General features: G+C 65.1%; 21 protein-coding genes and 1 pseudogene. 18 read left to right on the forward strand and 4 right to left on the reverse strand.

What is annotated here, in order from left to right; genetic code table 11:
* The first annotated feature begins 8 nt into the window (after positions 1-8).
* Genes AC1DMA_RS26815 through AC1DMA_RS26840 form a run of 6 tightly spaced genes read left to right on the forward strand, consistent with a single transcriptional unit; the run spans position 9 to position 6,304 of the window.
* On the forward strand, positions 9-1,070 hold the full coding sequence (locus AC1DMA_RS26815; RefSeq protein ID WP_478146045.1) for a Gfo/Idh/MocA family protein: 1,062 nt from the start codon (positions 9-11) through the stop codon (positions 1,068-1,070).
* Complete coding sequence (locus tag AC1DMA_RS26820; RefSeq protein WP_478146046.1) at positions 1,060-2,193, forward strand: glycosyltransferase family 4 protein; 1,134 nt, start codon at positions 1,060-1,062, stop codon at positions 2,191-2,193. Before AC1DMA_RS26815 ends, AC1DMA_RS26820 begins: the two co-directional genes overlap by 11 nt.
* A 1-nt stretch (position 2,194) precedes the next feature.
* Positions 2,195-3,322, forward strand: a complete 1,128-nt coding sequence (locus AC1DMA_RS26825) for a CgeB family protein (RefSeq protein ID WP_478146047.1) — start codon at positions 2,195-2,197, stop codon at positions 3,320-3,322.
* Complete coding sequence (locus AC1DMA_RS26830) at positions 3,307-4,416, forward strand: CgeB family protein (protein WP_478128382.1); 1,110 nt, start codon at positions 3,307-3,309, stop codon at positions 4,414-4,416. The genes AC1DMA_RS26825 and AC1DMA_RS26830 overlap by 16 nt, the downstream gene beginning before the upstream one ends.
* Positions 4,413-5,504, forward strand: a complete 1,092-nt coding sequence (locus AC1DMA_RS26835) for a CgeB family protein (protein ID WP_478146048.1) — start codon at positions 4,413-4,415, stop codon at positions 5,502-5,504. Before AC1DMA_RS26830 ends, AC1DMA_RS26835 begins: the two co-directional genes overlap by 4 nt.
* On the forward strand, positions 5,501-6,304 hold the full coding sequence (locus AC1DMA_RS26840) for a TIGR04290 family methyltransferase (protein ID WP_478146049.1): 804 nt from the start codon (positions 5,501-5,503) through the stop codon (positions 6,302-6,304). The genes AC1DMA_RS26835 and AC1DMA_RS26840 overlap by 4 nt, the downstream gene beginning before the upstream one ends.
* 4 nt (positions 6,305-6,308) lie before the next feature.
* Here AC1DMA_RS26840 and AC1DMA_RS26845 read toward each other — a convergent pair whose 3' ends face one another.
* Complete coding sequence (locus AC1DMA_RS26845) at positions 6,309-6,578, reverse strand: KGG domain-containing protein (protein WP_478128385.1); 270 nt, start codon at positions 6,576-6,578, stop codon at positions 6,309-6,311.
* A 206-nt stretch (positions 6,579-6,784) separates the two neighbouring features.
* Between AC1DMA_RS26845 and AC1DMA_RS26850 the strand changes: the two genes are divergently transcribed.
* Entirely contained in the window at positions 6,785-7,213 is a 429-nt protein-coding gene (locus AC1DMA_RS26850; protein ID WP_478146050.1) for a histidine kinase dimerization/phospho-acceptor domain-containing protein, read from the forward strand.
* Positions 7,214-7,237: 24 nt separating this feature from the next.
* On the forward strand, positions 7,238-8,635 hold the full coding sequence (locus AC1DMA_RS26855) for a sigma-54-dependent transcriptional regulator (RefSeq protein ID WP_478146051.1): 1,398 nt from the start codon (positions 7,238-7,240) through the stop codon (positions 8,633-8,635).
* 4 nt (positions 8,636-8,639) lie between these two features.
* On the opposite strand, the gene AC1DMA_RS26860 is transcribed toward AC1DMA_RS26855, so the two are convergent.
* Positions 8,640-8,861, reverse strand: coding sequence for a hypothetical protein (locus AC1DMA_RS26860; protein ID WP_478128388.1), 222 nt, complete (start codon positions 8,859-8,861; stop codon positions 8,640-8,642).
* 40 nt (positions 8,862-8,901) lie between these two features.
* On the reverse strand, positions 8,902-9,282 hold the full coding sequence (locus tag AC1DMA_RS26865; RefSeq protein WP_478146052.1) for a hypothetical protein: 381 nt from the start codon (positions 9,280-9,282) through the stop codon (positions 8,902-8,904).
* A gap of 176 nt (positions 9,283-9,458) precedes the next feature.
* On the opposite strand from AC1DMA_RS26865, the gene AC1DMA_RS26870 reads away from it, so the two are divergent.
* The 8 genes from AC1DMA_RS26870 to AC1DMA_RS26905 all read left to right on the forward strand — a co-directional run bounded on the left by AC1DMA_RS26870 (position 9,459) and on the right by AC1DMA_RS26905 (position 18,632).
* Positions 9,459-10,064 (forward strand): cysteine hydrolase family protein, encoded by a 606-nt coding sequence (locus tag AC1DMA_RS26870; RefSeq protein ID WP_478128390.1) that lies wholly within the window; start codon positions 9,459-9,461, stop codon positions 10,062-10,064.
* Positions 10,061-12,145: an NAD(+) synthase gene (locus AC1DMA_RS26875; RefSeq protein ID WP_478146053.1), complete on the forward strand. Its 2,085-nt coding sequence runs from the start codon at positions 10,061-10,063 to the stop codon at positions 12,143-12,145. Before AC1DMA_RS26870 ends, AC1DMA_RS26875 begins: the two co-directional genes overlap by 4 nt.
* A gap of 175 nt (positions 12,146-12,320) precedes the next feature.
* A complete protein-coding gene (locus tag AC1DMA_RS26880; protein WP_478146054.1) occupies positions 12,321-12,605 on the forward strand; it encodes a DUF2934 domain-containing protein in 285 nt (94 codons plus the stop codon).
* Positions 12,606-12,685: 80 nt separating this feature from the next.
* On the forward strand, positions 12,686-13,306 hold the full coding sequence (locus tag AC1DMA_RS26885; RefSeq protein WP_478128393.1) for a TetR/AcrR family transcriptional regulator: 621 nt from the start codon (positions 12,686-12,688) through the stop codon (positions 13,304-13,306).
* A 142-nt stretch (positions 13,307-13,448) separates the two neighbouring features.
* Positions 13,449-15,248: a feruloyl-CoA synthase gene (locus AC1DMA_RS26890; protein WP_478146055.1), complete on the forward strand. Its 1,800-nt coding sequence runs from the start codon at positions 13,449-13,451 to the stop codon at positions 15,246-15,248.
* 19 nt (positions 15,249-15,267) lie between these two features.
* A complete protein-coding gene (locus AC1DMA_RS26895; protein ID WP_478146056.1) occupies positions 15,268-16,251 on the forward strand; it encodes a thiolase family protein in 984 nt (327 codons plus the stop codon).
* On the forward strand, positions 16,252-16,455 hold the full coding sequence (locus AC1DMA_RS26900) for a hypothetical protein (protein WP_478146070.1): 204 nt from the start codon (positions 16,252-16,254) through the stop codon (positions 16,453-16,455).
* A gap of 266 nt (positions 16,456-16,721) precedes the next feature.
* Complete coding sequence (locus tag AC1DMA_RS26905) at positions 16,722-18,632, forward strand: tannase/feruloyl esterase family alpha/beta hydrolase (protein WP_478146057.1); 1,911 nt, start codon at positions 16,722-16,724, stop codon at positions 18,630-18,632.
* Between the two features lie 103 nt (positions 18,633-18,735).
* Here the strand turns inward: AC1DMA_RS26905 and AC1DMA_RS26910 are convergent.
* A pseudogene (locus AC1DMA_RS26910) lies at positions 18,736-18,852 on the reverse strand (helix-turn-helix transcriptional regulator); the annotation flags it as partial.
* Positions 18,853-19,228: 376 nt separating this feature from the next.
* Here AC1DMA_RS26910 and AC1DMA_RS26915 point away from each other — a divergent pair.
* Positions 19,229-19,783, forward strand: coding sequence for a histidine phosphatase family protein (locus AC1DMA_RS26915; RefSeq protein ID WP_478128397.1), 555 nt, complete (start codon positions 19,229-19,231; stop codon positions 19,781-19,783).
* A 117-nt stretch (positions 19,784-19,900) separates the two neighbouring features.
* Complete coding sequence (locus tag AC1DMA_RS26920; RefSeq protein WP_478146058.1) at positions 19,901-20,716, forward strand: hypothetical protein; 816 nt, start codon at positions 19,901-19,903, stop codon at positions 20,714-20,716.

Genomic DNA, 20,716 nt, shown 5'->3' on the forward strand with positions numbered 1-20,716 from the left:
GAGCTGCGATGAGCGAACAGATCAAGCAACTGCGCGTGCCGGCCGGCTCGGACGTTAAACCCGCTGCCACCACGCGCCGGCCGAGGCTCGGCTTTCTTGGTGTCGGATGGATCGGCCGCAATCGCCTGCGCGCCATCGCCGATGCGGACGTTGCGGACATCGTTGCCGTGGCAGACCCCGACACGGCATTGCGCACGCACACGCTGGCCCTGGCGCCGGACGCCGCCACCTGCGAGAGCCTCGAAGCACTGCTGGACCTCGAACTCGATGGCGTGGTGATCGCCACTCCGAGCGCGCTGCATGCGGGGCAAGCCGAGGCTGCGTTGGCGAAAGGCGTTGCCGTTTTCTGCCAGAAGCCGCTGGCTCGCACGGCGGCAGAAGCGCAGAAGGTCATTGCGGCGGCACGGCGGTCGAACCGGCTGCTGGGTGTCGATCTTTCGTACCGCCACACCAGCGCGATGCGAGGCATACGCGCCGCCGTGCGGGAAGGCGAGATCGGCGACGTCTACGCCATCGACCTCGTCTTCCACAACGCCTATGGGCCGGACAAAGCCTGGTTCCGCGATCCAAAGCTCTCCGGCGGCGGTTGCGTGATCGATCTCGGCACGCATCTGGTCGATCTCGCCTTGTGGACGCTCGGCGCCTGGGAGGTGAGTGACGTCGCCGCGCAGCTCTTTGCCGGCGGGCGGCGACTCGGCCCGCGGCCCGAGGTGGTGGAAGACCACGCCATCGTGCAGTTCAACCTCCACAGCGGCCCTGATGGGTTCGTGGCCGTGAGGCTGGCCTGCTCGTGGAACCTGTCGGTCGGGCGCGACGCCGTCATCGAGGCGCACTTCCACGGCACGCGTGGCGGCCTCGCAATGCGCAATGTCGGCGGATCGTTTCTCGACTTCGTGGCCGAGCGCTTCGACGGCACCCGCAGCACAGTGCTTGCGGCGCCGCCGGACGACTGGGGCGGCCGCGCTGCACTGGAGTGGGTTCGCCGGCTCGCCGGCGGCGAGGGCTTCGACCCTGAAATCCGAAGCGTGGGGGAGGTCGCGCGCGTCCTGGATGCCGTCTATGGCCGATGACGTTCGCATCCGGACAGTGCTGATGACCACCGACAGCGTCGGGGGCGTCTGGACGCACGCCTTGGAACTCGCGCGTGCGCTGGGGCGGCGCGGGGTGCGCGTCGCGCTTGCCACGATGGGCGCACCCTTGCTGCCGCCGCAGCGCGAAGCGGTCATGCAATTGCCCACGACCACCGTCTACGAAAGCAGCTATCGGCTCGAATGGATGGAGAACCCGTGGGCTGATGTGCGGGAGGCTGGCGATTGGCTGCTGCGGCTCGAACGTGCGCTGCAGCCGGACGTCGTTCATCTCAATCAGTTTGCCTTCGGTGCGCTGCCCTTCGTGGCGCCCAAGTTGCTGGTCGCGCATTCGTGCGTGCTCTCGTGGTGGCGCGCGGTGCACGACCAGCCCGCACCAGCGCTGTGGACGCGCTACCGGCATGAAGTCAGGCGCGGGCTCCATGGGGCGGACCTCGTCGGCGCGCCCACGCTGGCCATGCTGAATTCGCTTGCCACGAACTATGGCTATTGGGGCGGCGGCGTGGTGTTGCCCAACGGCCGCAGCGTGCCGACTTTCTCCCCCGGCCCCAAGGAAGAAGTGATTCTGTTCGCCGGCAGGCTATGGGACGCGGCCAAGAACATCCAGGCGCTGGAGGCGGTCGCGCCGCACCTGCCGTGGCCGATTCGCGTCGCCGGATCCGCGGCAGCACCAGGTGGCCACGCGGTCGAGCCGAGCGGTGTCGTCAAGCTGGGTGAACTGTCGCCGAAGAGCCTGGCTGCCGAGCTGGCGCGCGCGGCCATCTACGCACTGCCCGCGCGCTACGAGCCCTTCGGGCAGAGCGCACTGGAGGCAGGGCTTGCAGGCTGTGCACTCGTGCTGGGCGACCTGGAGAGCCTGCGCGAAGTCTGGGGCGATGCAGCGCTGTACGTGGAGCCCAATGACCACGACAAGCTTCGCTCGACGCTGCGCCGGCTGATCGCGGAGCCATCCTGGCGCATGCACCGCGGCCGGCTGGCGCGCGCGCGTGCCTTGCGCTATGGGCCCGAAGGCATGGTGCGGGCCTATCTCGACGCGTACCGCCGCGCTCATGGCGATGCGGGCGATGCGGGCGCCGTCAATGCCATATCGCATGCGGAGGGCTGACATGCGCGTGGTGGTCTTCTGTCATTCGCTGGTTTCCGACTGGAACCACGGCAACGCGCATTTCCTGCGCGGGATCGGCAGCGAGCTCATCGCCCGTGGGCACTCGATCGTCTTCTACGAGCCGCAAGATGCGTGGAGCCGTTTGCAGCTCGAAGCGTCTCACGGCCGCGCACCGCTGGAGGCCTTCGCGCGCGCCTATCCTGAACTGCGCAGCAAGACCTATGCGCTGGAGGGCCTCGATCTCGACGCCGCATTGGACGGCGCGGACCTCGTGCTCGTCCATGAATGGAACAGCCATCTTCTGGTCCGCCGCATCGGCGAGCACCGTCGCCGCAACAACCATTACAGGCTGCTTTTTCATGACACCCACCATCGATCGGCGACGGACGCGCAGAGCATGGCCGCATACGCGCTCGAGCACTATGACGGCGTTCTCGCCTTCGGCAATGTGATCCGCGACCTGTATCGCAGCCACGGCTGGTCACGCCGGGCGTGGACCTGGCACGAGGCGGCGGACGCCCGGCGGTTCCGGCCTCTGGCCCACGAGCCGAACGAAGGCGATCTCGTCTGGATCGGCAACTGGGGCGACGACGAGCGCGAGGCGGAACTGAGCGAGTTCCTCCTGGAGCCGGTCCGCAAGCTCGGCTTGCGCACACGCATTCACGGCGTGCGCTATCCGGCCCATGCGCTGGACCGGCTTGGCGAGGCAGGCATCGACTACGGCGACTGGCTGCCCAACCACGAGGTCCCGAAGGTGTTCGCGCGTTTTCGCGTGACGGTGCATGTGCCTCGCCGTCCTTACGTGCGGGCACTGCGCGGCATTCCGACCATCCGCGTCTTCGAGGCTCTGGCCTGCGGCATCCCGCTGGTGTCGGCGCCATGGGACGACACCGAGGCGCTGTTCACCGCCGGGGAGGACTTCCTGTTCGCGCGCAACGGCGCCGAGATGCAGCGCCACCTGCGCATGCTGCTGAACGAACCGGATCTCGCGCGCGGCATGGGCGCCCGCGGCCGCGCCACCGTGCTTGCGCGCCATACCTGCGCGCACCGCGTCGATGAGCTGCTCGCCATCCATGACGAACTCGATTCCCCGCAACCTCAACGGAGCCCTGCATGCATTCGAAGCTGAACATCGCCTTCTTCGGTTCGAGTCTCGTTTCAGCCTACTGGAACGGCGCCGCCACCTACTACCGGGGCATGGTGCGTGCGTTGGCGGCACGGGGACATCGCGTGCGCTTCTTCGAGCCCGATGCTTACGGACGGCAGCAGCATCGCGACATGCCGGACCCCGACTGGGCCAAGGTGATCGTCTACCCGGGCGACGACGAGCGCGCGGCACTGCGCTGTGTCGAATCGGCACGCGATTGCGACCTGGTGATCAAGGCCAGCGGCGTCGGCGTCTTCGACGCCTTGCTGGAGGAGGCCGTGCTCGACCTGCAGGGCCCATCGACGCTGGCCGTGTTCTGGGACGTCGACGCGCCGGCCACGCTGGAGCGCCTGCAGAGCGATGCAAGCGACCCGTTTCGCGCGCTGGTGCCGCGCTACGACCTCGTGCTGACCTACGGCGGCGGCAATCCGGTCGTGGCTGCCTACGAGGCCCTCGGCGCGCGGCAGTGCGTCCCGATCTACAACGCGCTCGACCCCTCGACGCATCATCCGACCGAGCCCGATCCGCGTTTCATGTGCGAACTCGCGTTCCTGGGCAACCGGCTGCCGGACCGCGAGGAACGCGTCGACCGCTTCTTCCTCGCGGCGGCTGCCGAACTGGTTGGTCGCCGCTGCATCCTCGGAGGCAGCGGCTGGGAGGACAAGGCGGTGCCGCCCAACGTCGATTACATCGGGCACGTCTACACCGCGGACCACAACGCGTTCAACGGAACGCCCAAGGCCGTGCTCAACGTGAGCCGCGACAGCATGGCCCGCTTCGGGTTTTCGCCCGCTACGCGTGTCTTCGAGGCGGCAGGCGCCGCTGCCTGCCTGATCACGGACGACTGGGAAGGCATCGACTGTTTCCTGCAACCCGGCAGCGAGGTGCTGGTCGCGCGCGATGGCGCGGAGGTGGCCGCGCACGTGCGCTCGCTGGACGCCGACATGGCGCGGCGCATCGGCTGGGCGGCACGCCGCCGCGTGCTGGCGGAGCACACCTACGCCCACCGCGCCGCGCAGGTCGAAGCGCTGCTGGAAGGCCGGCAAGCCGCTCGGCCGGTACGAGAGGCCGCATGATGGATCGCCCGACCTTGCGCATCGTCATCCTCGGCCTGTCGATCACGTCTTCGTGGGGCAACGGCCATGCGACGACCTACCGCGGCCTCGTGCGCGAACTCGTGCGGCGCGGGCACGACGTGCTTTTCCTGGAGCGCGACGTCCCCTGGTATGCGCAGAACCGCGACCAGCCGAAGGCGCGCCACGGGCGGCTTGCGCTCTACGCCGATCTCGATGAACTGCGCCGTGTGCATGCACGGGCAGTGGGCGATGCCGACCTCGTGATCGTCGGCTCGTATGTGCCTGACGGAGTCGAAGTCGGCGATTGGGTGCAGTCGCAGGCCGACGGCCTCACGGCCTTCTACGACATCGACACGCCCGTCACGCTCGCGAAGCTTGCCGTCGGCGACACAGCCTACCTGGCCGCGCGCCAGATTCCGGGCTACGACATGTACCTGTCATTCACCGGCGGGCCTACCCAGGAGCGCCTGGAGCGCGAATACGGTTCGCCGGCTGCGCGCGTGCTGTATTGCTCCGTCGACCCGGAGCTCTACTACCCGGAGAACGTTGCGCAGGATTGGGACCTCGGCTACATGGGCACCTACAGCGACGACCGGCAGCCCACCCTCGACCGGCTGCTGCTGGAACCGGCGCGGCGCTGGAGCTTCGGCCGGTTCACGGTCGCGGGCCCGCAGTACCCCGAGAGCATTCAATGGCCCGCGAACGTGACCTACACCGCGCACCTGCCACCAGCGGCGCACCGCGCCTTCTACAGCCGCCAGCGCTTCACGCTCAACGTGACGCGCTCGGACATGATCGCGGCGGGCTGGTCGCCGAGCGTGCGCATCTTCGAAGCGGCCGCCTGTGGGGTTCCGATCATCAGCGACCGCTGGGAAGGCATCGAAACACTGTTGACGCCCGGGCGCGAAATCTTCCTCGCAGATTCGCCTGAAGAAGTGCTGCATCTGCTTCATGACTTGCCGGAGCACGAACGCATCGCCGCCGGCCTCGTTGCCCGCGCGCGGGTGCTCGCGCATCACACGGCGGCCCATCGTGCGGCCGAGCTCGAAGGCTACGTCATGGCGCTTCAAGAGGGGGCGGCGGCATGAAGTCCCTGCTTGAGCAGGCCGAAGCGCTCGGGCCGTGGTTTCACAACCTTCATCTGCCTGGAGGGGTGCAAACCTCGCCGAAGCACTTCCTGGGCGGCGACTTTCCGAATTTCAAGTGGCAGCAGATCGAGCCCTTCCTTCCCCGGGACCTGGTCGGGTGGCGCGTGCTCGACGTCGGCTGCAACGCAGGCTTCTATAGCTTCGAGCTGGCGCGGCGCGGCGCGTGGGTGCTTGGGATCGATTCCGATGAGCACTACCTTGCACAGGCGAAGTGGGCCGCCAACGTGCTTGAGCTGCAGCATCAGGTGGAATTCAGGCAGATGGAGGTCTACGAATTCGCCAGGTTCGAAGAGACCTTCGATCTGGTCTGGTTCATGGGGGTTTTCTACCACCTGCGCTACCCGCTGCTGGTGCTCGATCTTCTGGCGCAGCGCACGAAGCGGCACATGGTTTTCCAGACGCTGACGATGCCCGGCGAATCGGTGTCCACGCAGACCGGAGATTGTTCGATCGAGGACCGTTCGCCGCTGCTGGAGCCGGGCTGGCCCAAGATGGCTTTCATCGAGAACAGCCTTGCGGGCGATCCGACCAACTGGTGGGTTCCCAACCATGCCGCCGTGGAGGCAATGCTGCGTTCGGCTGGCCTGCGCGTGACCGCGCGTCCGGGGCACGAGATCTATCTGTGCGAGCCGGCGAATCCGCCGCGCACGCCCTTGTACGCGCCGCAATTCGCCGCCGTGACGGGTTTGACCGGCGCGATGCAGCGCGTCAGCGGCTCGGCCGAACGGCCGAAACGATAAGCGCCTATCCGGCGGCGTGTTCCGCGGGTTCGGCTCCATCGGCAGTGCGTGCCAGGTCCGCAGCGGCGGCTGCGGCCGCGGCCGCCAGCGCACGGCTCTTCAGCCCGGCCAATCTTGCCTCCTGGGCATCGAATCGATGCGCGGATCCTTTCTCGTGTGCCGCCCGGCCACCCGCTCTCGCGATTTCGCGAAGCCGCTGAGGGTCCATGGCGGCAAATCCGCGGCGCGCGCGGGGAGGCGACAAGGTTTCTTCGGGCGATGGATGGGTGCTCATGGATGTGCCTCTTGCAGGGTGCGGCGTACCGGAATTGAATGGGCGTTTCCGTGCGCTTCGCAACGTCCATGCCAGAGGCGGGACAAGAGCAGCCTGCGAGGGAGAACCGCATTGCGGGCCGCGTGGGCGGCGGCTGTGGGCAGCGCTTTGGGCAATGAATGCGGCAAATTTTGCTGTCGGGCCGACAAGAAGCAGGAGCTTTTCGCATGAACCGCATGAACAGGACGAACAACGACGACGCAGACTGCGAATCCCGCGCCGAGGACCGCGGCATCCTGTGGCTCGTGGCCGCCTTGGTGGCTGGCGCAACGCTCGCGGTCTGCTGGCGCCGGCCGGCTGGCGACGGGGTACAAGACGTGCAGGAGACCCGAAAGCGCCTGGAGAAGCTGGACCACGACTTGCGCACGCCGCTCGGCAGCCTTGCCACCGCCATGGAGCTTCTGCGCACCGAGCCGGCGGACTCGGAGATCTACCAGGAAGCGATGACCGTGCTGGAGCGTCAGATCGCACGCCTTCATTCGCTGACAGATGAGTTGCACGACCTCTCACACGAACTGGCGGCGCCCGATGTCGGCCGCGGCGCTCGCGGGGCCGTAGGCTCGCGCGGGAAAGACAGCAGCCGTTCTGCAGCTTGAGCCTTGCAGATTTAGGGAGCGCACGTGGGACACACCGTCATAGTCGAAGACGATGAAGATTCGGCACGCATGATCAGCGCCTTGGTCGTTCGCGAGGGCCATACCGTCGCGAGCGCGAGCACGATCGAATCGGCCTGCCGGCTGTTGGCGATGCAGCCGGCGGACCTTCTGCTGCTCGACCTGCATCTGCCGGACGGCAACGGCTTCGAGCTGCTGCAGCACGAGGACCTGCTCGGCGACACCGAGGTGGTGCTCATGACGGGCAATGCGAGCGTCGAAACCTCGGTCAAGGCGCTGCGGCTCGGCGCGGCCGACTACGTGGTCAAGCCCGTCAGCCCCGCCCATCTGAAAGGACTCCTGTCGCGCCTGATCCGGCCGTCGCGCTTGCGCGCGGAGCTGCAGGAAGTCACCGAACAGTGGCGCGAGACCGGCAGGTTCGGTCGGCTGATTGGCGAATCCGCCGCGATGCAGCGGGTCTATTCGCAGATCTCGCGCGTGGCGGGCACGGCGATCACCGTCTTCATTCATGGCGAAAGCGGCACCGGAAAGGAACTGGCCGCCCGCGCCGTGCACGACCTGAGCCGGCGCAGGGAGCAGCCATTCCTTGCCGTCAACTGTGGCGCGCTGTCGCCGAACCTCATCGAAAGCGAAATCTTCGGCCACGAACGCGGGAGCTTCACCGGCGCCGATCGGCAGCATCAGGGCTTCTTCGAGCGAGCGTCCGGGGGCACGCTGTTTCTCGACGAGGTCACGGAGATGTCGCCGTCGCTGCAGGTCAAGTTGCTGCGCGTGCTGGAGACGGCGACCTTCATGCGCGTGGGCTCCACCGACGTGCGCCAGACGGACGTGCGGATCATCGCGGCGACCAACCGGAACGCGCTCGAATCGGTGGCGCGCGGTGTGCTGCGCGAGGATCTTTTCTACCGGCTGAATGTGTTCCCGATCACCATGCCGCCGCTTCGGGACCGCAATGGCGACGTTCGCATGCTGGCCAATGGCTTCCTGGCTGAATTGAGCGCCCAGGAGCGGCTCTCCAAGCACTTCACGCCGCGTGCGCTGGCGCGTCTTGCAGAGTATTCATGGCCGGGCAATGTCCGCGAGTTGCGTAATGTGGTGCAACGCGCTTGGGTCATGGCCGTCGATGAAGAAATCGACGAGGAATGGCTGCCTTCAGGGACCGACAAGGCGGACTTCGCGAGCGAGCCGCCGCTGGTGGATCACGGGGGCGAGTGGGCTCGCAACGGCAACGGCCGCAACGGCACCCAGCTTTCGATTCCGCTGGGGACGAACCTTTCCGACATCGAGCGACAGGTGATCCTGGCGACCTTCGAGCATTGCGGAAGGCACAAGGAGAGGACCGCCGCGGTCCTCGGCATCAGCATGAAGACGCTGTACAACCGGCTGAAGGAATACGGGACTTAGCGCCTCAGGCGCCGCCGATGCCGACAGTCACCTTGCCGGTACCGCCGCACGCCTCGCACACGCGGCGTTCGGGGTCGCGCCCCGAACCGCCACAGACGCGGCAGAGGCCTTCTCCGGTGGACGGCGTGCCCGGAGGCGCCTCGTCTCCCGGGGACATGGTCGACTCGGGATTCGCTGTCTGGACGGTCTGCCCGGATTCCTGGTTGCTGGACTCTGGCGTGTTCATGATGTCCTCGCACATTCAATGTTTCGATGTTCAATGTTGTTCATTGCTTCGGCTTCGGCTTGGGGGCCTGGTCGGTCTGCGTGGGTCCGGTCGACGGCTGATCTCCCGGGTGATGCCCGGAGAGCCCGCCCGTCGTCCCGATGCCGGGCGTCCGGAGATTGCCGCTGCGCGCTTTGGGCGAGTCGGGTGTGACGGTCTCGCCCGACGACACCGAACCGCCCTTGTCCCCGGAGTCCGCGGACTCCCCGGAGCCCCCCGGTGTTGCACGCGTGGCGGGCTTCTTGCCGCTTTCGCCCTGGACGGAGGGCGCCATGCTTCCCTTGGGGTTGCCGGTGGGTTGCGCAGCGACCGGTGCACTCACGCCGCAGATCAGGGCACTCACGGCCATGGCGACGATGCCTTTTTCAATACCAATATGCATGTTTTTTTCCCCTGCTGCTTCAGGCCAAGTTCGAACCTTCAGGGCCCCTGCGATGTGCGTTGTCTGCGGCAGTGCGTGTCAGCAAAAGACGAGGGCTGCGCCGGTGCCGCCCGATCGAGCGAGCCGCGAGATGCGCCTACAGGCGGCGCGCGTGACCGGTGCTAATTTGCGTCACCATGCCGCAAAAAACGCAACCCGCTCCCATCGCGCCCGACGTCGCACCCCGGGGCACCGCGCTCCTGGTGGTCGACATGATCAGTTGCTGGGACTTCCCGGATGGCGACAAGCTGGTGCGCGGCGCGCGGCGCATCGCCCCGAACATTGCCGCGCTGAAGGCCCGCTGCCGGGAGACCGGAACGCCGGTCATCTATGCCAACGACAACCGCGGGCGCTGGCGATCCGACTTCCCGACGCTGGTGCAAGAGTCGCTGGAGCGCGGCGGCATCGCGGCCGAGATCACCCGCGCACTGGAGCCTGCCCGCGACGACTATTTCGTCCTCAAGCCCAGCCACTCGGCCTTCTTCGGTACGCCGCTGGAGCTCCTGCTGAAGTTCCTGAAGGTCCACCGCATCGCCATCGCCGGTGTGGCGAGCGACCAGTGCGTGCTGAGCACGGCGATGGAGGCGCGAATGCGCTCGTTGGAAGTCGTGGTGCCCAGGGATTGCGTGGCATCGCAGACGACGCCGCGCAACAACACGGTCCTCCGGCAGTTTGAAGAAGTCCACCAGGTGCCTACGATGCCAGGCTCACGCATTCGATTCGACGCAGAGGCAGAGCCATGACCACCTTGTCCGACTTTCTCGACCCGCGATCGCATGGCTTCGTGCGCCTGGCAGTGGCGGTTCCGCGCAATCGCGTTGCCGATCCGGTGTTCAATGCCAGCGAGACCGTGGCCATGTACCAGGAGGCGAGCCGGCAGGGCGCGGCTGTCATCGCGTTTCCTGAACTGGGGCTCTCGGCCTATACCTGCGACGACCTGTTTCACCAGGCGGCCTTGCTCGACGCCTGCGAAGACGCGCTCGCCACGGTGGTCGCGGCGTCGACCGAACTCGCGGGGCTGGCGATCGTCGGCCTGCCGCTTCGGGTCGACCATCGCCTGTACAACTGCGCGGCGGCAGTGTCGGGTGGGCGCGTGCTGGGCGTGTGGCCGAAGACCTATCTGCCGAACTACGGCGAGTTCTACGAAGCCCGCCAGTTCAGCGCGGCGGACAGCGCCTTGGCAAGCGAGATCACACTGTGCGGTACGCAGGTGCCTTTCGGCACCGATCTGCTGCTGGAGTGCCGCCAGACGCCGCTCCTGAAGCTGCATGTGGAGATCTGCGAAGACGTCTGGGTTCCGATACCGCCGTCGAGCTATGCCGCGCTGGCGGGCGCCACGGTGCTGGTCAACCTGTCGGCGTCGAACATCACCATCGGCAAGTCGGAGTATCGCCATCGGCTCGTCAGCCTGCACTCCGCGCGGTGCCTGGCGGCCTATCTCTATTCGTCGGCCGGCATTGGCGAGTCGACCACCGATCTCGCATGGGACGGCCAGGCCCTCATCTGCGAAAGCGGCGACATGCTGGCCGAGAGCGAGCGATTCAGCAACCGCTCGCACTTCATCATGGCTGACATTGACCTCGAGCGTCTCTCGCGCGAACGCATGCGCCAGAACTCGTTCGGGGTCTCCGCGCGGCGGCACAAGCAGGCGCTGGAGGGATGGCGGACGGTGCATTTCGATGCCGAGCAGCGGCAGCCCCTGTCGCAGCCGGGATTGCAACGCAGGCTTGAGCGCTTCCCCTATGTGCCTGCCGATGCGCGCAGCAGGGACGTGCGCTGCATGGAAGTCTTCAACATCCAGGTGCAATCGCTGGTGCAGCGCCTGGAGGCGGCAGCGATTTCCAAGCTGGTGATCGGTGTCTCGGGCGGACTGGATTCAACCCATGCATTGCTGGTGTGCGCCCAGGCGATGGACCGGCTGAAGCGCCCGCGGTCGGACATCCTCGGCTACACGATGCCCGGATTTGCCACGAGCCGACGCACACAGGACCAGGCTCTGCGGCTGATGGAGGCCATCGGCTGCAGCGCGAGCGAGCTGGACATCCGGCCGAGCTGCAATCAGATGCTCAAGGACCTGGGCCATCCTTTCGCGGAGGGAGTGCCGCAATACGACATCACCTTCGAGAACGTGCAGGCCGGCGAGCGCACGAGCCATCTGTTCAGGCTCGCGAATTTCCATCAGGCGATCGTGGTGGGCACCGGCGACCTGAGCGAGCTTGCGCTCGGCTGGTGCACCTACGGCGTGGGCGATCACATGTCGCACTACAACGTGAACGCCAGCGTGCCGAAGACGCTCATCAAGCACCTGGTCCGCTGGGTCGCCGACAACGGTCAGGTCGGCGCCGCGGGCAGCGACGTGCTGCGGGCCATCCTCGCAACCGAGGTCAGTCCCGAGCTGGTCCCCGGCGATTCGTCGAAGGAGGATGAGCATCCCGGGCAGAAGACCGAGGATTTCGTCGGCCCTTACGAGTTGCAGGACTTCCATCTCTACTACACCGTGCGCTATGGCTTCCGCCCCAGCAAGGTGGCCTTTCTCGCCTACACGGCGTGGCACGATGCTGCGCAGGGCCATTGGCCTGACGACCTGCAGGGAGAGCGAAACGCCTATTCGCTCACACAGATCCGCAAGCATCTGGGCACCTTCCTCTATCGCTTCTTCAAGACCAGCCAGTTCAAGCGCTCGTGCGTGCCCAACGCGCCCAAGGTGGGCTCCGGCGGCTCACTGTCGCCGCGGGGCGATTGGCGCGCGCCAAGCGACGGCGAAGCGGCGGTCTGGCTTGCCGATCTGGAGCGGATTCCCGAGGACGAAACGCCCGGCGCCTGAAGGCAAGGCAGGGCAGGGCGGGGCGGGGCGGGGCGGGGCGTGGATCTTCTTCGCTGCCCAGGATGAGAAAACTTCCTACGCGACTGCCATCTTGCGAAAAGGAGTTTCGACGTCGGAGCCAAGGTCGAAACCGGCGCGACCGCCATCTGTTCCTCGCCGGGAGCGGAGTCAGCATATGTCATTGAAGAAGGCCGGCAGCACGCCGGGCGCAACCGTTCCTCCACCGCTTTCACAACCGACGGAAGCGCAGATCCGCGCCGAGGATCTGGAGCAGAACGACACCAGGATTGGCCAACAGCAGGAGGCTCCTGAAGGCCAGGACCCTGAGCGCGAGTCACGCATACGCGAAGCGGCCTACGCGAGGTCGGAGCGCAGAGGGTTCACGCCCGGCCATGAGGAAGAGGACTGGCTGGAGGCTGAACGCGATCTCGCGCAACGGAATCGACCGCGGGGCGGGTGATCGGTCACCAGTTGCTTTCAGCCGGCCAGCAACGAACCGTTGATACGGCACTGCACCAAGTGCCGAGATTATGATTTCGCATGCTCACGAAATCGCCTGGCGGCGCCGCGCCAAAGAAGCCCGCTCGTGCATCCAATCCGGACCGCACGCAACTCACGCCCGACGACTGGATCCGCGCTGCAACGGAGCTGCTGATGCATCGCAGCATCGATGCGGTCCGGGTCGATGTGATCGCGAAGATCATGGAAGTGACGCGTGGCAGCTTTTACTGGCACTTCAAGGATCGGGAAGATCTGCTGAGCCGGGTCCTGCTGAGCTGGCAGGAAGCGCAGACCGAGCAAATCATTGCCCGCTACCGCAAGCAGGGCGTTCATGCAGATGACTTGATCCGAGAGCTTGTCGAATTGCCTTTCCATGGACGTGCGGCGGCCAAGGGGGCATCGGTGGAATTGGCGATCCGCGCTTGGGCGCGCCGCGATGATATGGCGCGCAGGATAGTGGATGCGGTGGATGCCAAGCGTCTGGTCTACCTGGAAGAGTGTTTTGCAGAGCTGGAATTTTCCGCCGAGGACGCGAAATCTCGCGCCTTTCTGCTGTATTGCTACATGCAGTCCGAATCCCTGTTCCGCAATCAGGGGACCGCAAAGGACAAGCAACGGCGCCAGATCTTCGTGGCCGAAACACTGCTGGCTAAACGCTAGCGGCTGGACTCGCGCACCTCCCCGCAGCCGGGGAAACCCTGACGACCATACATTCGGGACGCTTTAAACTTTCCAGACACAACTGTATGGAAGCGACGGCCCGCCGAGTCCCGGTGCGCACGCTTTGCAGCCTAAGGTAGCCATGCGCACTCCACTCTTTCGTAGCGGCGAATCGCTCGCGTCGCCCCAAGTAATTCGCGAACATCGCGCCGACGGCAGCTTCATTCTGCGCAGCGCCGACCCGTTGCGCCCCTATGCGCGCTGCATCGGAGACTGGCTGGACGAGTGGGCCATGGCGACCCCCGAGGCGGTCTTCCTGGCTGAGCGGGACAGCAATGGCGAGTGGCTGCGCCTGAGCTACCGGGAGGTGAGGACGCAGGTCGGCCGCATTGCCCAAGGACTCAGCGCATTGGACATGCCGCCGCACCGGCCCGTGGTGATCGTTTCGGAGAACGGCATCGACCATGCGCTGCTGTCGCTGGCGGCGATGTACATCGGCAGGGTGAGCTGCACGGTCTCAAGTGCCTACACCCGCATGACACGTGACTGGAGCAAGCTGCACGGCATCCTCGACATGCTCGAGCCCGGTATTGTGTACGCTGCAGATGCAGCAGTGTATGGCGAAGCGCTGGCGCATTGGCGCGGCAGCGCTCCGCTGTACTTCAGCCGCAATGCCAGGGAGTTGCCCGATGCACGGACGTTTGCCTCCCTGGCCGCAGCCAAGGAGGGGCCGATGGTCGAGCGGCTCGCAACCGCGGTGAAGCCGCAGACCGAGGCCAAGTACCTGCTCACGAGCGGCTCGACCGGTGCACCCAAGGTCGTCATCAACACGCATCAGATGCTGTGTGCCAACCAGCAGCAGATTGCGCAGGTGTGGCCCTTCCTTGGACGAGAGCCGCTGGTGCTGGTGGAATGGTTACCGTGGAGTCACACGTTCGGCGCCAACCATAACTTCAACATGGCGCTGGCGCACGGCGGGGCGCTGTACATCGACGACGGCCGTCCGGCGCCTGGGCTGATCGAGAAGACCTTGGCCAATCTCCGTGAGATTCGACCCAACTTCCACTTCAACGTGCCGCGCGGGTTCGACATGCTGCTTCCATATCTGGAGAAGGATCAGCAGGCGGCACGCGATGTCTTCGAGCGTCTGGACGGCATCTTCTACGCCGGTGCCGCTTTGCCCCAGAGTACCTGGGAGCGGCTTCAGAAGGTGGCCAACAGTGTGCGGGACGAGCCGATTTGGTTCACCTCCGCTTGGGGTGCTACGGAAACGTCGCCGGCGGTTACCTCTGTGCACTGGCAGATCGAGCGCGCGGGCTGCATTGGTCTGCCGCTTCCGGGCTCGCAAGTGAAGTTCGTGCCCAACGGCGAGAAGCTCGAACTTCGCGTCAAGGGACCGCAAGTGTTTCCGGGCTATCGCAACGCGCCGGAGACCACGGCTGCCGCGTTCGACGACGAGGGCTTCTATTGCATAGGCGACGCGGCCAAGCTAGTGGACCCGGCGGATCCGGCAAAGGGCATCGCCTTCGATGGACGCGTTGCGGAGGACTTCAAGCTCACCAGCGGCACGTGGGTTTCGGTGGGCACGGTTCGGTTGCGTGCCATCAGTGCCATGTCGCCGTATGTGGCCGACGCAGTGGTGACAGGGCACGACCGCGAAGAGCTGGGGCTCATGATCTTTCTGTCCCCGCAAGGGCGGCAATGTGATTGTGCCAAGGTCATCGACCGTGTGCGTGATGCACTTAAATCCTTGCGTGCAGTGGGCGCGGGCAGTTCCCAGTGCCCGGGCCGGGTACTGGTGCTGGGAGACGCGCCGTCGATCGACGCCGGCGAGATCACAGACAAGGGCTACATCAACCAGCGAGTGGTGCTTAAAAGGCGCGAAGCGGATGTAGATGCTCTGTACTCCAACCCATCCGACCCGCGCGTGGTCGTCCTTTGATTCCGATTGAGAGGTCTTCATGCGTTTCGACGACGCCTACATTCCCTTGCCCCTTTTGTGGAGCTCACCATTCATCCGCTGGCAGGGCGCGGCGGCTGATTCGTCCGCACTCGACCTGGCGGTGCAGGTCACACGCGATGCGCTTGCGGCGGGCGGTTTCCATCCTGCGGACGCCGGGCAGATCGTCTTCGGCACCACCATTCCCCAGCCAGACAGCTTCTACGCGCCGCCGTGGATCGCGGCCCAATTGGGGATGCCGGGCATCGGGGGACCTTCGATCGCACAGGCCTGCGCCACGGCTGTGGCCTGCCTGGTCAGCGCGGCAGCCGCGTCGCAGCTTGGCGATGGCCAGACGCAGGTCGTGGTCACTTCCGACCGCACCAGCAACGGACCGCTGCTTGTCTACCCGCGCAGCGCTTCGATGGGCGGGGCACCCCACACGACGAACTGGGTGCTCGATTCCTTCGCCGCCGATCCGTGGACGAGCGAATCCATGCTCTACACGGCGGAGTGCACTGCAGTCGATGGCGGCTTCACGCGTCAGCAGTGCGATGAACTCACGCTGCTGCGTTACTCCCAGTACGAAGACTCATTGAGGGATGACCGCGCCGCGCAGAAGCGCTATTTGCGGCCTATCGTCCTTCAATCCCGCAAGTCGAAGATCGTGCTGGAGGTAGACGAAGGCATCAGCGAGTACAGCGCGGCAGGCTTGGCGAAGCTTTCGCCGGCGAAGCCCGGCGGCGTCATCACTCACGGAACGCAAACGCATCCCGCGGACGGCACGGCAGGCGCAGTCCTCACGAGCAAGGCCAAGGCAGTGCAACTCGCCGATGGCCAACCGGTCGTGCGCTTGCTGTCAGCGGCGTTCGCGCGCGCGGAGAAGGGCCGTATGCCGAAGGCGCCTGCCATCGCGGCGCACAAGGCGCTCACGTCTGCCGGCAAGCGCGTGGCGGATCTCAAGATCATCAACACGCACAATCCCTTTGCGGTGAATGACCTATAGCTGCACCGCGAGACGGGCTTTCCGCTCGAGCGCATGAATCCACTCGGCTGCAGCCTTATCTACGGTCACCCGCAATCGCCGACTGGAATGCGTGGCATTGCTGAGCTTGCGCATTCCCTCGCGATGGACGGAGGCGGCGTGGGCCTGTTCACTGGCTGCGCGGCCGGAGACATGGGCGCTGCCGTGGTGATCGAAGTCGCATAGACCATTGCGAAGGCACCCGAACGGTGGTCCGTTGGCCTCGCATGGGCCGTGCAGGGCGTTTGAGACGGCATGGAGATCTATTGCGTCTTTTGTCCATACAGAAATGTACGCTGCTAAGTAAAAACACCGCCTCTCACTGCAATGAGGACGTTTTACATTCCTAAGAATCACAGTACATAACTGTATTGTGATTGCAGCGACAAGCATCACCACAGCCGGACCGAAGCGGCTTGATCGCGCCTTCAAAACTCACACGGAGACAAGACATGTTGGGCAAACTTAGTGCATCTCGGATGGCGCTCCTTTTCGCCATCGCGGCCCTCGGAGCCTGTGGCGGTGGCGGGGGCGGCGGCTTTCCGGTCTCGCCTGCCTCCGGCAGTGGCTCGGGAACGGGAACAGGGACCGCCAGCTCGGGGGGAGGGACGACCTCGACGCCGCCGTCAACGACGCCCTTCCAGGGCCCGAGCAAGTCGACCTGCGAAGCATTGGCCGGCTTGGTTGAAAACAATGCGAGCTTTCCGGCCCAAACGAAGGTCACGACCGCCACGTTCAGTGCCGCGGTTGCTGCTTCAGGCAATACGCCCGCCACACCCGAGCATTGCGATCTTGTCGGCACGATTCGCGCGGCGCGTGTCGGCGCCCAGAGCTCGCCGGGTGTGACGCAGACTTACGCGATCAACTGGCGAGTCCGCTTGCCCACGGCGTGGAATGGACGCTCTGCGATGTCGGGTGGAGGTGGACTCGATGGCAGCGTTCCCGACACGCTCACGCGACTGCGGCAGGGCTATGCGACCGCCGCCAACGATTCCGGCCACGACAACGTCAAGAACAACGATCCCATGGCCGCGGCCACGGGTGCCTTCGCCACTGACTTCGAAGCTCGAACGGATTTCGCCTATCGCGCCATCGAGCAGACGACTCAAGCTCTCAACTCCTTCGTCAAGACCTACTACAACGAAGCGCAGGACTACGCCTATTTCGAAGGCTGCTCCATGGGTGGCCGCGAAGCGATGATGGTCTCGCAACGATTGGGTGACCAGTACGATGGAATCGTGGCGGGTGATCCGGGCTTCAAGCTCACAACGATGTCCACGCATGAGGTCTACGACGCGCAAGTTCTTGGCGCTCTGGCGACTTCGATGAATCTTGCTTCGGTGAACGGCGTGCCGTTGGCCAGCAACACCTTCACCAATCAAGACCTGCAATTGGTGTCCAAGGCCGTCCTGGATGCGTGCGACGGCTTGGATGGGCTGATCGATGGGATGGTCAACAAGCCTTTGCAGTGCACCACATCCAAGGTGTTGCCGAAGCTCGACCTTGTGCAATGCAGTGGCGCCAAGGCCGACGGTTGTCTCACTTCCGGTCAGATCGACGCGATCGTGAAGATATATGCCGGGCCAGTCACTCCGTCGGGCAAGCGCCCCTACTACCCATGGATGTGGGACGCCGGCATCGCGGGCTGCACGAGCGCTGCGGATTGCAACGCTGCGGGTGCAACCAACATTGCAACCGGCTGGCGTTCGTGGAAGATTGGCTCTTACCAGGCGAACCTCGCCACCGCGCAGAACAATTCGCTGGACTTCACCGGCGGCGCGGGAGGCGCGCTCAGTACGGTTCTCGCACCCACGCCACCGACGTCCCCGGCGCCGACGGCAGCAGAGGGTCTGACCAAGATCATGCTGAACTACGACCTCGACGCCTATTACGCGAGCTTGTTCAACACGACAGTTGCATTCCCGGTCTCGTCGTTCGATCAGCTGCAGGCGGACTCGACCGACTATTCCAAGCTCAAGGGCAGGAAGGGCAAACTGATCGTGTATCAGCCTCAAAGCGGCGGTCCCTTCTCGCCGATGGCCATGGTTGACTGGTATGAGCAACTCAACACGGCCAACGGCGGAACGCCGTTCAACTACGCGAAGACGCAGGAATTCGCCCGCTTGTTCCTGATGCCGGGCGTGCAGCACTGCTTGGGCGGGCCCGGAACGAGCACCATGGATGCTTTCGCTGCAGTCGTGAACTGGGTCGAGAAGGGCGCAGCGCCCGCGTCGATCATCGGTACTGCTCCTGTCGGGACGCCATGGCCGGGCCGCACCCGCCCACTGTGCGCCTACCCAACGAGCGCGACCTACAAGGGCACCGGCAGCATCGAAGACGCAGCGAACTTCATTTGCCAGTAATAGCCCGCGGCTCAGGAAATGCAAAAGGGCCGCGAACCGGCCCTTTTGCTTTGCTGCTGATGCTGAGCAGTTTCAGGTGCCGTTGTGGCGTCTCACCCTTAGTTCAGTTTGGGCCCTTGCCCATCACGAGTGCGAATAACTCATTGGGGTGATGAATGCCAAGCCGATCGAAGGCGCGGTCGCGATAGGTCTTGACGGTGCCTGGTGATACGCCAAGATCACCTGGCCCAAGTACAACGGGACTGGAGATCTCAACATCGCAGCGAGCTACAGCTGTGTCAACTGAACGCGTTCGCCCTCGCCGGCGCGGCGCCATGCGCTGATTCAACAAAGGGTCCTTCGGAGACTGCGTTCTTCCGAAGGACCCCCGCAGTCTTGGAGTACCCGTTGGGTTTTGCCGAGACCGTGAACGCAATGTCGGTCACACGTGCGAGGTGACGACTCGGCGGGGGACTGAAGCGCCGGACGGATGAATCCTACGGCAACGGCTTCGTTGTCGGACTGACCTGCCAGCAGTAGACGACTTTGGCTTGCCCGGTCGTCGCGTCGGCGGGCGCAGCTTGCTTCGGCATACCAGCCACTTTGCTTGTCATGCCATGAAGACTTATCGCGTCATGGTCATTCGCCATGCAGAGAAGCCCAATGAGGACGGCAGCGTCCAGGGGGTGAACTCGAATGGCAGCGCCAGCCCGCAGGCACTGAGCGTTCTCGGCTGGCAAAGGGCGGGAGCGCTGGTGAGCTTCTTCACCGGCTTTACCGGAGGCGGCGCCGAGCATATCGAGAAGCCAGAGTTCCTGTTCGCCCCCCGGCCCACGGAAAAGGCACCCAGCGAACGTGCTCTGCAGACCCTTCAGCCGTTGGCCGGCTTCATCGGAAAAACCGTGTCGACGCAATTCCAGAAAGGGCAAGAGGCGGACTTGGTCGCGCACATTGCGCAATTGCCCGGCGCGGTGCTCGTCGCTTGGGAGCACAAGGCGATTGTCGATATTGGCAATGCGCTCATGGGTGGCCGGGACGAAACACCCCAGTCGTGGCCGGACGACCGATTCGACCTGGTGTGGGTTTTTGAGCGAGCCGGATCCGACACGAGTTGGCGCTTCTTCCAGGTTCCCGAGCAGCTCCTTTCGGGCGATCGGTGCGAATCCATCTGAAGTCTTTTGAAGTCTTTGCACTGCCGGTGCTCTTCCTACGCAACTCGCGCTTCGCTCCGACAGAGGCACGGGGTCGTCCATCTAGTCTGGTTTTCCAACCTTTCAAAGGAGTTTGCCATGCAGTGGAGAGATGACGACCGGCGCGGCGGTCAGGATTGGCGCGACGAGCAGAACCGCGAGTGGCGGGGCCGTGGACAGGGCCAGGGTCAGCACGAGGCTTTTCAGGGCCGCAGCACGCAGATGGGCGGTTCCGAATACGGCGGCTATGAGTCGGGGTGGTCCCAGGGCGGCCGCAGTCAAGGCGGCCAGGGCAGTGACTATCAGCGCGGCTACTGGGGCAACGATTTCGATCGAGGCAATCCCGATCGAGACTACGGCCGCTCATCGCATGAGCGCGACAGTTGGCGCACGCACAACCAGGGTTCGCAGGGATCGCAGGGATCGCAGGGATCGCGATTTGGCGGCCCAGGGGAATACGGCCGCGAGAGCGAACAGGGCCGAGGCACGCTCGGTGCCGGCTACATGAGCGGCTACGGCCGTGACCAGAGCCAGAGCGACTGGGACATGCCGACCGGCCCGCGCACATGGGGCAGCGGTATTGGAAGCGGGGTGCAGGGTCGCGGAAGACAGCAGTACATCCAGGGGCAGGGACGTCACTCGGACCCGGACTATCTGCAATGGCGCAATGAGCAGATGGAGCGCTTCGACGACGACTTCGATGCCTATCGGCGTGAGCGGTACGGCAAGTTCGCGGACGAGTTCAACACCTGGCGCGCAGCCCGCAGCCAGCAGTCATCGGGCCAGGGTTCGAGCGGAGCATCGTCGGGTACGTCAGGCGCGTCGGGCGCGTCAGGTGCCTCGTCAAGTAGCTCTGGCGGTTCCGGCAGCAGCAGCCGTACGGGCGACAGTTCGAGCTCCAAGCAACATAGTTGA

This window comes from Variovorax sp. 05N34 (genome assembly GCF_056397405.1).